The organism is Pseudomonas sp. CJQ_9, from assembly GCF_043106615.1.
GTDB lineage: Bacteria > Pseudomonadota > Gammaproteobacteria > Pseudomonadales > Pseudomonadaceae > Aquipseudomonas > Aquipseudomonas juntendi.
Map to the genome: position 1 here is coordinate 86,197 of NZ_JBICMS010000074.1, position 11,989 is coordinate 98,185.

At 63.9% G+C, this 11,989-nt stretch carries 11 protein-coding genes and 1 pseudogene; 7 read left to right on the plus strand and 5 right to left on the minus strand.

Translation table 11 applies throughout. The annotated features are described in order from the left end of the window. Positions 1 to 10: 10 nt before the first annotated feature. A complete protein-coding gene (msrB, locus tag ACF8SD_RS14930) occupies positions 11 to 406 on the minus strand; it encodes a peptide-methionine (R)-S-oxide reductase MsrB (protein WP_173890732.1) in 396 nt (131 codons plus the stop codon). A 167-nt stretch (positions 407 to 573) separates the two neighbouring features. On the opposite strand from msrB, the gene ACF8SD_RS14935 reads away from it, so the two are divergent. Then, a complete protein-coding gene (locus ACF8SD_RS14935) occupies positions 574 to 1,785 on the plus strand; it encodes a pyridoxal phosphate-dependent aminotransferase (protein WP_009682838.1) in 1,212 nt (403 codons plus the stop codon). 339 nt (positions 1,786 to 2,124) lie between these two features. Then, the gene (gene htpX / locus ACF8SD_RS14940) at positions 2,125 to 3,012 is read left to right on the plus strand and encodes a protease HtpX (protein ID WP_047150248.1); all 888 of its coding nucleotides are present in this window, start codon (positions 2,125 to 2,127) and stop codon (positions 3,010 to 3,012) included. Positions 3,013 to 3,070: 58 nt separating this feature from the next. Here htpX and ACF8SD_RS14945 read toward each other — a convergent pair whose 3' ends face one another. Beyond that, on the minus strand, positions 3,071 to 3,733 hold the full coding sequence (locus ACF8SD_RS14945) for a thiopurine S-methyltransferase (RefSeq protein ID WP_173890734.1): 663 nt from the start codon (positions 3,731 to 3,733) through the stop codon (positions 3,071 to 3,073). A 101-nt stretch (positions 3,734 to 3,834) separates the two neighbouring features. Here ACF8SD_RS14945 and ACF8SD_RS14950 point away from each other — a divergent pair, with 101 nt between their 5' ends. Next, entirely contained in the window at positions 3,835 to 4,602 is a 768-nt protein-coding gene (locus tag ACF8SD_RS14950; protein WP_392484626.1) for a DODA-type extradiol aromatic ring-opening family dioxygenase, read from the plus strand. An 87-nt stretch (positions 4,603 to 4,689) separates the two neighbouring features. Here the strand turns inward: ACF8SD_RS14950 and ACF8SD_RS14955 are convergent. Then, positions 4,690 to 6,403: pseudogene (locus tag ACF8SD_RS14955) on the minus strand (DEAD/DEAH box helicase). A 409-nt stretch (positions 6,404 to 6,812) separates the two neighbouring features. Beyond that, positions 6,813 to 7,568: a spermidine synthase gene (locus tag ACF8SD_RS14960; protein ID WP_173890737.1), complete on the minus strand. Its 756-nt coding sequence runs from the start codon at positions 7,566 to 7,568 to the stop codon at positions 6,813 to 6,815. 115 nt (positions 7,569 to 7,683) lie between these two features. Between ACF8SD_RS14960 and ACF8SD_RS14965 the strand changes: the two genes are divergently transcribed. After that, positions 7,684 to 9,030 carry a class II 3-deoxy-7-phosphoheptulonate synthase gene (locus tag ACF8SD_RS14965; protein WP_182369764.1) on the plus strand — a complete coding sequence of 449 codons (1,347 nt, stop codon included), beginning with the start codon at positions 7,684 to 7,686 and terminating at the stop codon, positions 9,028 to 9,030. 81 nt (positions 9,031 to 9,111) lie between these two features. Here the strand turns inward: ACF8SD_RS14965 and ACF8SD_RS14970 are convergent, their stop codons facing one another. Then, on the minus strand, positions 9,112 to 9,861 hold the full coding sequence (locus ACF8SD_RS14970; RefSeq protein WP_029885627.1) for a sulfite exporter TauE/SafE family protein: 750 nt from the start codon (positions 9,859 to 9,861) through the stop codon (positions 9,112 to 9,114). Between the two features lie 113 nt (positions 9,862 to 9,974). Between ACF8SD_RS14970 and ACF8SD_RS14975 the strand changes: the two genes are divergently transcribed. From ACF8SD_RS14975 to ACF8SD_RS14985, 3 genes are all read left to right on the plus strand, one after another. Beyond that, a complete protein-coding gene (locus ACF8SD_RS14975) occupies positions 9,975 to 10,928 on the plus strand; it encodes a LysR family transcriptional regulator (protein WP_173890739.1) in 954 nt (317 codons plus the stop codon). A gap of 58 nt (positions 10,929 to 10,986) precedes the next feature. After that, positions 10,987 to 11,442 carry a MarR family winged helix-turn-helix transcriptional regulator gene (locus ACF8SD_RS14980; RefSeq protein WP_009685225.1) on the plus strand — a complete coding sequence of 152 codons (456 nt, stop codon included), beginning with the start codon at positions 10,987 to 10,989 and terminating at the stop codon, positions 11,440 to 11,442. 140 nt (positions 11,443 to 11,582) lie between these two features. Next, positions 11,583 to 11,989: organic hydroperoxide resistance protein (locus tag ACF8SD_RS14985; RefSeq protein WP_392484627.1), on the plus strand; the 407-nt coding region annotated here is incomplete at its 3' end.

The window sequence follows — 11,989 nt, forward strand, 5'->3', positions numbered from 1 at the left end:
CGGGCTCCGGTCAGTCGCGCGGGCGCAAGTCGATGCACACCGAGTTGATGCAGTAGCGCAGGCCGGTCGGTGGCGGGCCGTCGGGGAACACGTGGCCCAGGTGCGCATCGCAACGGGCACAGGTGACTTCGGTACGGATCATGCCGTGGGAGGTGTCGCGGATCTCGATCATCGCGCTGTCTTCGATCGGCGCGTAGAAGCTCGGCCAGCCACAGCCGGAATCGAACTTGGTCTGGGCGTCGAACAACGCCAGGCCGCAGCAGATGCAATGGTAGATGCCGTCGCGGCGCTCGCTGTTGTACTTGCCGCTGAACGGCCGCTCGGTGCCCTTCAGGCGGCAGACCTGGTACTGCTCGGGGTCGAGCATCGACCGCCATTCTTCCAGGGTTTTCTCGATCTTTTTCATGCAGGAACCTCGGCAGGCTGAATTTCACCCCACGCCGTCTTTTCCAGGGCGCGGGCGGCACGTATATTAGGTGGCTTCGTGTGCCAGGCGTTCAGTCTGGCACCCGCTTGCTGCCCTTTCAAACCTTTCGGCGGGGCGTAGCGCGTATTCTCAATCGGGATCCCATCATGCAGTTCAGCAAATCGAACAAGCTCGCCAATGTCTGCTATGACATTCGCGGCCCAGTGCTCAAGCACGCCAAGCGCCTGGAAGAGGAAGGCCACCGCATCCTCAAGCTGAACATCGGCAACCCAGCGCCCTTCGGTTTCGAGGCGCCCGACGAAATTCTCCAGGATGTGATCCGCAACCTGCCTACCGCGCAGGGCTACAGCGACTCCAAGGGCCTGTTCAGTGCGCGCAAGGCGGTGATGCAGTACTGCCAGCAGAAAGAGATCGAAGGCGTGACCATCGAGGACATCTACCTTGGCAACGGTGTCTCCGAGCTGATCGTGATGTCGATGCAGGCGTTGCTCAACAACGGTGACGAGGTGCTGATCCCGGCACCCGATTACCCACTGTGGACCGCTGCCGTGAGCCTGGCCGGCGGCAAGCCGGTGCACTACCTGTGCGACGAGCAGGCCGACTGGTTCCCCGACCTGGAGGACATCAAGGCCAAGATCACCCCGAACACCAAGGCCCTGGTGATCATCAACCCGAACAACCCGACGGGCGCGGTGTACTCCAGGGAGTTGCTGCTGGGCATGCTGGCGCTGGCCCGCCAGCACAACCTGGTGGTGTTCTCCGACGAGATCTACGACAAGATCCTGTACGACGAAGCCGTGCACATCAGCACCGCCTCGCTGGCACCAGACCTGCTGTGCCTGACCTTCAACGGCCTGTCCAAGTCGTACCGGGTGGCGGGCTTCCGCTCTGGCTGGCTGATCATTTCCGGGCCCAAGCACCATGCGCAAAGCTACATCGAGGGCATCGACATGCTGGCCAACATGCGCCTGTGTGCCAACGTGCCGGCGCAGCATGCCATCCAGACCGCGCTGGGCGGTTACCAGAGCATCAATGACCTGGTGCTGCCACCCGGGCGCCTGCTGGAGCAGCGCAACCGCACCTACGAGCTGCTGAACGACATCCCTGGGGTAAGCTGCGTGAAGCCGATGGGTGCGCTGTATGCGTTCCCGCGGATCGACCCGAAGGTGTGCCCGATCCTCAATGACGAGAAGTTCGCCCTTGACCTGCTGCTGTCGGAGAAGCTGCTGATCGTTCAGGGTACCGCGTTCAACTGGCCGTGGCCGGACCACTTCCGCGTGGTGACCTTGCCGCGGGTGGATGACTTGGAAGCGGCGATTGGGCGGATCGGCAATTTCCTGCGCACTTACTCGCAGTAAGTAACGGCCTCATCGCCGGCAAGCCAGCTCCCACAGGATCACCACAGGCCTGAGGATTGGGGAGTGCTTATGGGAGCCAGCCACAGGGTTATCACAGGCCTGAATTTTGTGAGGTCCCTGTGGGAGCTGGCTTGCCGGCGATGGGCTGCAAAGCAGCCCGGTTATCTGCGCCACCTGTTTCTTACATCCTGCAACGCTCTATCCCACTGCCCACACGTCATCCTCTGCCATACTCCGCCGTACACAGTTTGAAATAGTCCCCCGATTGAAACGGCAACCCAGGCCCCTTATATACCCCGCAGTAAGCGACAATTCATCCGTCAGGAGAACGTAACAACCATGATGCGCATTCTGTTGTTTGTAGCCACCAACCTCGCGGTGGTGCTGGTTGCAAGCATTACCCTGAGCCTGTTCGGTTTCAACGGGTTCATGGCCGCCAACGGGGTCGACCTGAACCTCAGCAGCCTGCTGGTGTTCTGCGCCGTGTTCGGCTTCGCCGGCTCCCTCGTCTCGCTGTTCATCTCCAAGTGGATGGCGAAGATGACCACCGGCACCCAGATCATCACCCAGCCGCGCACCCGCCACGAGCAGTGGCTGTTGCAAACGGTCGAGGAGCTGTCTCGGGAAGCGGGCATCAAAATGCCTGAAGTGGGCATTTTTCCTGCCTACGAGGCGAACGCCTTCGCCACCGGCTGGAACCGTAACGACGCACTGGTAGCGGTGTCCCAGGGCTTGCTGGAGCGTTTCTCGCCCGACGAAGTGCGGGCGGTACTGGCCCACGAAATCGGCCACGTGGCCAACGGCGACATGGTCACCTTGGCGCTGGTCCAGGGCGTGGTGAACACCTTCGTGATGTTCTTCGCCCGGATCATCGGTAATTTTGTCGACAAGGTCATCTTCAAGAACGAAGAAGGCCAGGGCATCGCCTACTACGTGGCAACCATCGTTGCCGAGCTGGTATTGGGCATCCTGGCCAGCATGATCGTCATGTGGTTCTCGCGCCGCCGCGAATACCGCGCCGACGAAGCAGGTGCACAGCTGGCCGGCACTTCGGCGATGATCGGCGCCCTACAGCGCCTGCGGGTAGAACAAGGCCTGCCGGTGCACATGCCGGACACGCTCAAGGCCTTCGGCATCAACGGCGGCCTCAAGCACGGCCTGGCCGGCTTGCTGATGAGCCACCCGCCGCTGGAAGACCGTATCGAGGCCCTGCGCCGTCGCGGTTGATCCAACAGGCAAGCAAGGGCGACTTCGGTCGCCCTTTTTTGTGCCTGCCTGTGCAGGCTTACCCGCGCAAGGGCCGGCAGACCCGGTACACCCGCTCCAACACACTGGATGCCCCGGCCTGCAGAAACTTCGGACTTTCCCCGAGCACCTGCGCCTGCTCCAGTTCAACCACCTGCCAGCCCGCAAAGCCCTGCCTCAGCTCCTCATCCGCCACCGAAAACGGCGGCCCGGCCAGCAGCGACTGGTCGTAATCCAAGGTCACCACCAAGCCACGGCACCCGGCTGGCAACAACGCCGAAAGTGCCTGCGTGTAGCGCATACGCATGGGCGGCGGCAGGGCAATCAGCGCCGCGCGGTCGTACAGGCCCGCGCAGTCGCTGACATCCTCTGCCTGCAGGGCAAAGAAGTCCCCACACCACAGCTCCACGTCGCCACTGCGCCATACTTCAAAGTCGCCACGCGGCTGCACCTCGGCCTCAAGCTCATGCTCGCGGAAGAAACCCTCCACGGCCCGCCGCGAAAGCTCCACGCCCAACACCCGGTGCCCCTGCCCGGCCAACCAGGCCAGATCGAGGCTTTTGCCGCACAGTGGCACCAGCACGCGGCTGCCGGGCACCTGCTGCAATCCTGGCCAGTACCGCTGCAGATACGGGTTCACCTGCGCCTGGTGGAAGCCGATCTGGTTGTCGGCCCACCGTTGCTGCCAGAATGATGGTTCCATGAACACTCCCGATTTTTTGATGGTTTGCCAGTAAAAGTTGGTTTGGATTTCGATCTTTAGTTGATCGAAGATGAGTGCATCTTAACCTTCAGGACCCCGCCATGCTGCCCAGCCTGTTCATTTCCCACGGCTCCCCCATGCTTGCCCTGCAACCCGGCGCCAGCGGCCCGGCGCTGGCCGGGCTGGCCCACGCACTGCCGCGGCCGAACGCCATTGTGGTGGTGTCGGCGCACTGGGAAAGCCGCGAGCTGCTGATCACCGGCGGCGCACATCCAGAAACCTGGCATGACTTCTACGGCTTCCCACCAGCCTTGTATGCGGTGCAGTACCCAGCGCCCGGTGCCCCTGCCCTCGCCAGCCGGGTCGGCGAGCTGCTGCAGGGCGCCGGGCTGGCCGCGCGCCTCGACCCGCAGCGGCCGTTCGACCATGGCGCCTGGGTGCCGTTGTCATTGATGTACCCCGATGCGAGCATCCCGGTGGTGCAGGTTTCGCTGCCCACCCAGATGGGCCCGGCGCTGCAAGTGAAGGTTGGCCAGGCACTGGCGGGGCTACGCCAGGAGGGCGTGCTGCTGGTGGGTTCGGGCAGCATTACCCACAACCTGGGCGAGCTGGACTGGCATGCCGGGCCCGACGTGATCGAGCCGTGGGCATTGGCGTTTCGGGATTGGGTAGTGGAAAAACTGCGGGATGATGACCGGGAGGGGTTGCTGGCTTATCGGCAACAGGCGCCGTTTGCGGTGCGCAACCACCCGAGCGATGAGCATTTGTTGCCGCTGTTTTTCGCCCTTGGGGCGGGGGGGCAGTTTGGCGTTGTGCACCAAGGCTTTACCTTGGGGGCGCTGGGGATGGACATCTACCGGTTCGACTGACGATTGCCGGGGGCTGCCGCGCAACCCCACAATGGCACAGGCAAAAAAATCCCCAGCCAAGGCCGGGGATTTTTCATTGCGCCAGGATCAATCCTCGCGGTAGCGGCGCAGCTTCAGCTGCTTGCCGGCCACGCGGGTGTCCTTGAGCTTGGACAGCAGCTTCTCGAGGCCATCTTCCGGCAGCTCGACCAGGCTGAAGCTGTCGCGGACCTGGATACGACCGATCGCGTCACGCGCCAGGCCACCCTCGTTGAGGATCGCGCCCAGCAGGTTCTTGGCGGCGATGCCGTCACGGGCACCCAGGGCGGTACGGCAACGCACGCGGCCTTCGGCCAGCGGCAGCGGCGCACGACGCTCGCGGTCGCCGCGGTCAGGGCGCTCGCTGCGCTCACCACGTTCGGCACGCTCACCACGCGGGGCGAAGCTCGGCACCAGCGGCTGCTCACGCTCTACCGCCGCCAGGTCCAGCGCCTGGCCGTTGGTGGCCTTGCGCAGCAGGGCCGAGGCCAGGGCACGAGCGCTGCAACCCAAGTCGTTGGTCAGGCGGTCAAACAGGTCACCATGGGTGGCTTCAGCCTCGGCAACCAGTGGCGCCAGGCTGTTGGTCAGCTTCTTGATGCGCGCATCAAGCACCGCCTGGGCGTTCGGCAGGCGCGCTTCGGCAACCTTCTGCCCGGTTACACGCTCGATCACCTGCAGCATGCGGCGCTCACGTGGCGTGACCAACAGCAGCGCACGGCCTTCGCGACCGGCACGGCCGGTACGGCCGATACGGTGCACGTAGGACTCCGGGTCGTACGGCATGTCAACGTTGAATACGTGAGTGATGCGCGGTACGTCCAGGCCACGGGCCGCCACGTCGGTGGCGACAACGATGTCCAGGCGGCCATCCTTGAGCGAGTCGATCACGCGCTCACGCTGGTTCTGGGCGATGTCGCCGTTCAGCGCAGCAGCCTTGTAGCCCTTGGCTTCCAGCGCGGCGGCCAGGTCCAGGGTGGCTTGCTTGGTGCGCACGAAGGCGATCAGCGCGTCGAACTCTTCCACTTCCAGCAGACGCAGTACAGCCGGGATCTTCTGGTCGGCGTGGACCATCAGGTGGGCCTGATCGATCGCGGTAACGGTCTGGGTCTTGCTCTGAATTTTGACGTGCTTCGGTTCGCGCAGGTGGCGTTCAGCGATCGAACGGATCGACGACGGCAGGGTGGCGGAGAACAGCACGGTCTGGCGGGTAGCAGGGATGGCGTCGAAGATCACTTCGAGGTCGTCCATGAAGCCCAGCTTGAGCATCTCGTCGGCTTCGTCCAGTACCAGGTACTGCACGGTCGACAGGACTTTTTCGTCGCGACGCAGGTGGTCGCACAGACGGCCCGGGGTGGCGACGACGATTTGCGCGCCGTTGCGGATGGCGCGCAGCTGTGGGCCCATTGGGGCACCACCGTACACGGCAACCACGTTCACGCCTGGCATCTGCTTGGCGTAGGTTTCGAAAGCGGTAGCAACTTGCAGCGCCAACTCACGGGTTGGCGCCAGGATCAGGGCTTGCGGTTCGCGCTTGCTCACATCGATCTTGTTGAGGATCGGCAGGGCGAAGGCAGCGGTCTTGCCGGTGCCAGTCTGCGCCTGGCCGATCATGTCATGACCGGCGAGGATGATCGGGATAGATTGCTGCTGAATGGCGGACGGCTCTTCATAGCCGGTAGCCACTACGGCAGCAACGATATTCGGGTTGAGATCGAGAGCGGCGAAGCCGCCGGTTTCCTGGGTCATGGGTCTGCCTCTAGGTGCATCCGCAAAGACCCATGCTCCAAAGCTGCACATGCCTTGAAAGACCGTCAGGTCACCCAGGCAGCTTTGGCGGCGGGGATTTGCGAAAACGATTGAAAAAGAAAACTTGGGAAGGTCCGCCTAGCGGACGCGCAGCCGAAGCTGGACTCGGAGGATTTGCACCACCTGATTTTGAGGTCCGCTAAAAGACCGGCGCGTACTATACCTGAAATGTACGGTTAGGTGAGGAATATTTTCAGGGGCTGAAACGATAATCCCTGACGCTGCCACGTTCCCTGTAGGAGCGGCCTTGTGTCGCGAAAGGGCCGCAGGGCGGCCCCGGCAATATCCGCTGCGAAGCTGAAAATGTGGGGCCGCTGCGCGCCCCTTTCGCGACACAAGGCCGCTCCTACAGGGATCGCCACGGCTACGGCCGCACCTGCCATTCAGGTAGCCGGCCGAATCTCGCGGATCAAACCCTCGAGGCTGTAGCCCAACCGTGGCGCCAGCGCCTGCGCCCGGGCCCGCAAGCCTTCCATGTCCAGGGTCTGCTCCAGATCCGCCGGCACGAGCAGAATCACATTGCCCTCCTTCACCGGCAGTTCCCAGTAATGGCGGTGGTACAAGCCGCGCAGCAACGCAGCCCCCAGCGGCTTGCCATCATCGGTGGCCCACTGGTTGATCACCAACCAGCCGCCCGGGTTGAGTTGTTGCTGGCAGCTCGCCAGGAAGTTCCACGCCAGGTGCCCGACCCCCGGCCCATGGTCGGTGTACAGGTCAACGAACAACAGGTCGGCCTTTTCTGCGCTGGGCAGCAGCTCCAGGGCATCGCCAATGCGCACGTACAGCCGCGGGTCGTCGTCCAGGCCCAGGTACTGCATGGCCAGGCGCGGGACGTCCGGGCGCAGCTCGATGGCTTCGATATCGTCCAGCGCCAGGAACTTCATGCAGGCCTGGGTCAGCGTGCCCGCCCCAAGGCCCAGGAACAGCGCGCTTTCCGGCTGTTCATGGCACAACGCGCCGACCAGCATGGCGCGGGTGTAGTCGTACTCCAACCAGCTGGGGTCGGCGGTGAACACGCAGCTTTGCTCGATGGCATCGCCGAATTCCAGAAAGCGGTAGTCGTCCACTTCGTACACGCTGATGACGCCAAAGGCATCTTCCACCCGCGCCAGTAGCCGCTCTTGCCGTTGCGCCGTCATGCCTGCACCCGCCCGCACAAAAACGCGCATTGTCCGCCAACACCCCCGATGCAACAAGCGCAGCGCCAACTGTTACCATGGTCTCCAGCCGACAACCGACAAGACCGAGCCTGACATGAACCAACCGTGGAGCCCCGACAGCTGGCGCGCCCTGCCGATCCAGCAGCAACCGACCTACCCCGATGCCGCGCACCTGCTGAAGGTCGAACAGACCCTGGCCAGCTACCCGCCGCTGGTGTTCGCCGGCGAAGCGCGCGAACTGCGACGGCAGTTTGCCGAAGTGACCGAAGGCCGCGCGTTCCTGCTGCAAGGCGGCGACTGCGCCGAGAGCTTCGCCGAGTTTTCAGCGGCAAAAATCCGCGACACCTTCAAGGTGCTGCTGCAAATGGCCATCGTCATGACGTTTGCCGCGGGCTGCCCGGTGGTCAAGGTCGGGCGCATGGCCGGGCAGTTCGCCAAGCCCCGCTCGGCGGGCGATGAAACCATCGGCAACGTCACCCTGCCGGCCTACCGGGGCGACATCGTCAACGGCATCGGTTTCGACGCCAAGAGCCGCATCCCCGACCCGGAGCGTCTGCTGCAGGCCTACCACCAGGCCACCGCCAGCCTCAACCTGCTGCGGGCCTTCGCCCAGGGCGGTTTTGCCGACCTGCACCAAGTGCACAAGTGGAACCTGGACTTCATTGCCAACTCGGCGCTGGCCGACAAGTACCACCAGTTGGCCAACCGCATCGACGAAACCCTGGCGTTCATGCGTGCCTGCGGCCTGGACAGCGCGCCGCAGTTGCGTGAAACCAGCTTCTTCACCGCCCACGAAGCGCTGCTGCTGAACTATGAAGAGGCCTTCGTGCGCCAGGACAGCCTGACCGGCGACTACTACGACTGCTCGGCGCACATGCTGTGGATCGGCGACCGCACTCGCCAGCTGGACGGCGCCCATGTCGAGTTCCTGCGCGGGGTGCACAACCCGATCGGGGTCAAGGTCGGCCCCAGCATGAACCCCGAGGAGCTGCTCCGCCTGATCGACACCCTCAACCCCGCCAACGACCCAGGGCGCCTGAACCTGATCGTACGCATGGGGGCGGGCAAGGTTGGCGACCACCTGCCAGGGCTGATCCGCTGCGTAGAGCGCGAGGGGCGCAAGGTGCTGTGGAGCTCCGACCCCATGCACGGCAATACCATCAAGGCCAGCAGTGGCTACAAGACCCGTGATTTTGCGCAGATCCTCGACGAGGTGAAGCAGTTCTTCCAGGTGCACCAGGCCGAAGGCAGTCATGCCGGCGGCATTCATATCGAGATGACCGGGCAGAATGTGACCGAGTGCATCGGTGGCGCACGGCCAATCACCGAAGATGCCCTGTCAGACCGGTATCACACCCACTGCGACCCCCGGATGAATGCCGACCAGTCGCTGGAGCTGGCGTTCCTGATTGCAGAAACACTGAAGCAAGTGCGGCGCTGACCCTCGGCGCCATACCCCCTCGGCCTGGTGCCGCGAAGCGCCGCCTGCGCGGCGCTCGCCCCCACCGGCGCGGTCAAACGCTCAAAGCTCGAACCCGAGCATCACCGCACACACCACCAGGAACACGCAGAACATCGCCCGTAGCACCTTCTCTGGCAGCGCATGGGCCAGCTTCACCCCCCAGCTGATACTGAGCAGGCCGCCCACCGCCAACGGCAACCCTACCCCCCAGTCAACACTGTGATGCACGCCATAGGTCACCAGAGTCACCAGGGTGCTCGGCGCCGCCAATGCCAGCGACAGCCCTTGGGCCACCACCTGGGTAGTGCCGAACACACTGGTCAGGATCGGTGTGGCTACCACGGCGCCACCCACCCCGAACAGCCCGCCCATGGTACCGGCAAAGCTGCCCAGCACCCCCAGCCAAGGCCAGGCATAACGCAGTTCGGCACTGGCTGGCGCCACTTTCATGAACATCCGCGCCACGTTCCACACCGCCAGCGCCACCAAAAAGCCGACAAAGCCCAGGCGCATGGAATGCGCATCCAGCCCAACGGCCCAGATCGAACCCAGCCAGGCAAACACGAAACTGCACAACGACAGCGGCACGGCGTGGCGCAACTCGATGCGGTTGCGCTGGTGATAACGCCACAACGCCAGCAACACATTCGGCACCACCATGACCAGTGCAGTACCCTGTGCCAGTTGCTGATCCAGGCCGAACAGCACGCCCAGCGCCGGGATCGCGATCAGCCCACCGCCTATGCCGAACAGGCCCCCCATGGTGCCCAGGGCAGCGCCCAGCACGATATACAGCAACCACTCGATCATCAGGGCCTCGTTCGCCAGCAAAGTTGATAGCGGCATGCTAACCAGTGTGCGCTGGCGGGGAAACGCACAGCAGCGCACAATGGCTGTGCGTATTGTGCAAAAGCAAGGCAACCATGAGCCCCGATACCCTCACCGAGCAGCTAAGCCTGTTCCTGGACGTGCTGCAAAGCGGCAGTTTTTCTGCCGCCGCTCGCCGCTACCCGCTGACCCCGTCTGCGGTGGCGCGGCGCATTGACGCCCTGGAAAGCGCCGTTGGCAGCCGCCTCTTCACCCGCAGCACCCATGCCGTGCGCGCCACCCCGGCGGGCCACGCCTTTGCCGAGCGTGCCAGGCGCATCATCGAGGAACTGCGCCTGGCCCGTGCCGAGGCGGTGTCGCTGAGCAATGCACCGGAAGGGCTGATCCGCATCGACGCCCCCGCCGCGTTCGGCCGCCGCCACCTGGCCCCGGCCATTGCCGACTTCCTGCTGGCCTACCCGGGCCTGGACGTGCAGCTGCGCCTGATCGACAGCTTTGTCGACCTGCATGGCAGCCACCTGGGCGAAGTGGACCTGGTGTTGCGTGCCGGCCCGTTGGCCGATACCCGCCTGGTCGCCACGCCACTGGCCTACATGGTGCGCATCGCCTGCGCCAGCCCCACCTACTTGGCCAGCCGCGGCATCCCCGACTGCCCCAGCGAACTGCCCGGCCATGACGGCCTGGACTGGGACGGCCTGGCACCGCCGTATGCGTGGCGTTTCGAGGTAGCGGGGCAAACCCGCCTGTACCGCCCGGCCCGCATGCGCATGGCGGCCAACAACGCCGAAACCCTGTTGTTCGGCGCGCTGGCGGGGCTGGGCATCGCCCACCTGCCCACCTGGCTGATCAGCGAGTACCTGCTGCGCGGCGAACTGGTGCCACTGTTTTGTGACGCAGGCCTGCCCCAGGCTGAAAGCAGCGGCATTTACGCGCTACGCCTGGAACATGAAACGAACTCTCGCAGCCGTTTGCTGCTCGAATTTCTCAAGAGCCGCTTCAGTCCGATTCCACCCTGGGACCTGGCCCTGCGCAGCGGACTGCGCGAGTGATGCGTGCAGTGACGCGCAACGTGCCAGGATTTCCCATTGATTACCTTCAAGGACGTGCATGAACGCCGACACCCAAGCTTCCTGTGACGAGCTGCTGCTGGACAACCAGGTCTGTTTCGCCCTGCATTCCACCTCGTTGCTGATGACCAAGGTCTACAAACCACTGCTGCAGGCCCTGGGCCTGACGTACCCGCAATACCTGGCCATGCTCGTGCTGTGGGAGCATGACGGCCTGACCGTGGGTGAAATCAGCCAGCATCTGCTGACCGACCCGGGCTCGCTGACCCCGCTGCTCAAGCGCCTGGAAAGCGAAGGCCTGTTACAGCGCAACCGCAGCCGCGAGGACGAACGGGTGGTGCTGGTGCAACTCACCGACAAAGGCCGCGCCCTGCAGCAGCGGGCCAAGGAAGTGCCGCAGTGCATCCTCAAGGCCAGCGGTCGCAGCCTTGAGCAGTTGCAGCAGTTGCAGGCCGAGTTGCTGGACCTGCGCGAGAACCTGCAGAAAAACCTTTAGCGGCTATGCTGGGCAATGGCCATTCGTCCGAGGGGTGAACATTTATATTGCGCGCTAACTAATTGCGCGCTAATTTAAGTTCCACACCAACCCGCGCCCTCCTGCCAACGGGAGCGCACAGCACATTAGCGAGGCTCAAGATGCAAAAGGTCACTCCGCTGTACATCGCAGAAGCTACCTCCACCGGTGGGCGCGACGGTAAATCCCGTTCCAGCGACGGCAAGCTGGACGTCAAGCTGAGCACCCCGAAAGAGTTGGGTGGGGCTGGCGGTGACGGCACCAACCCTGAGCAAATGTTTGCCGCCGGCTACTCGGCGTGCTTCATCGGCGCCTTGAAGTTCGTGGCAGGGCAAGAGAAAAAAGCCTTGCCGGCCGATGCTTCGATCACCGCCAAGGTGGGGATTGGCCAGATTCCGGGCGGTTTCGGCCTGGACATCGATCTGCACATCAGCCTGCCCGGCTTGGCCCAGGCCGACGCCGAAGCGCTGGTGGAAAAGGCGCACAAGGTGTGCCCGTACTCCAATGCCACCCGCGGCAATGTGGATGT

Coding starts and splice junctions, on each gene's coding strand:
- msrB (WP_173890732.1), bottom strand. CDS start 406: ATGAAAAAGATCGAGAAAACCCTGGAAGAATGGCGGTCGATGCTCGAC.
- ACF8SD_RS14935 (WP_009682838.1), top strand. CDS start 574: ATGCAGTTCAGCAAATCGAACAAGCTCGCCAATGTCTGCTATGACATT.
- htpX (WP_047150248.1), top strand. CDS start 2,125: ATGATGCGCATTCTGTTGTTTGTAGCCACCAACCTCGCGGTGGTGCTG.
- ACF8SD_RS14945 (WP_173890734.1), bottom strand. CDS start 3,733: ATGGAACCATCATTCTGGCAGCAACGGTGGGCCGACAACCAGATCGGC.
- ACF8SD_RS14950 (WP_392484626.1), top strand. CDS start 3,835: ATGCTGCCCAGCCTGTTCATTTCCCACGGCTCCCCCATGCTTGCCCTG.
- ACF8SD_RS14960 (WP_173890737.1), bottom strand. CDS start 7,568: ATGACGGCGCAACGGCAAGAGCGGCTACTGGCGCGGGTGGAAGATGCC.
- ACF8SD_RS14965 (WP_182369764.1), top strand. CDS start 7,684: ATGAACCAACCGTGGAGCCCCGACAGCTGGCGCGCCCTGCCGATCCAG.
- ACF8SD_RS14970 (WP_029885627.1), bottom strand. CDS start 9,861: ATGATCGAGTGGTTGCTGTATATCGTGCTGGGCGCTGCCCTGGGCACC.
- ACF8SD_RS14975 (WP_173890739.1), top strand. CDS start 9,975: ATGAGCCCCGATACCCTCACCGAGCAGCTAAGCCTGTTCCTGGACGTG.
- ACF8SD_RS14980 (WP_009685225.1), top strand. CDS start 10,987: ATGAACGCCGACACCCAAGCTTCCTGTGACGAGCTGCTGCTGGACAAC.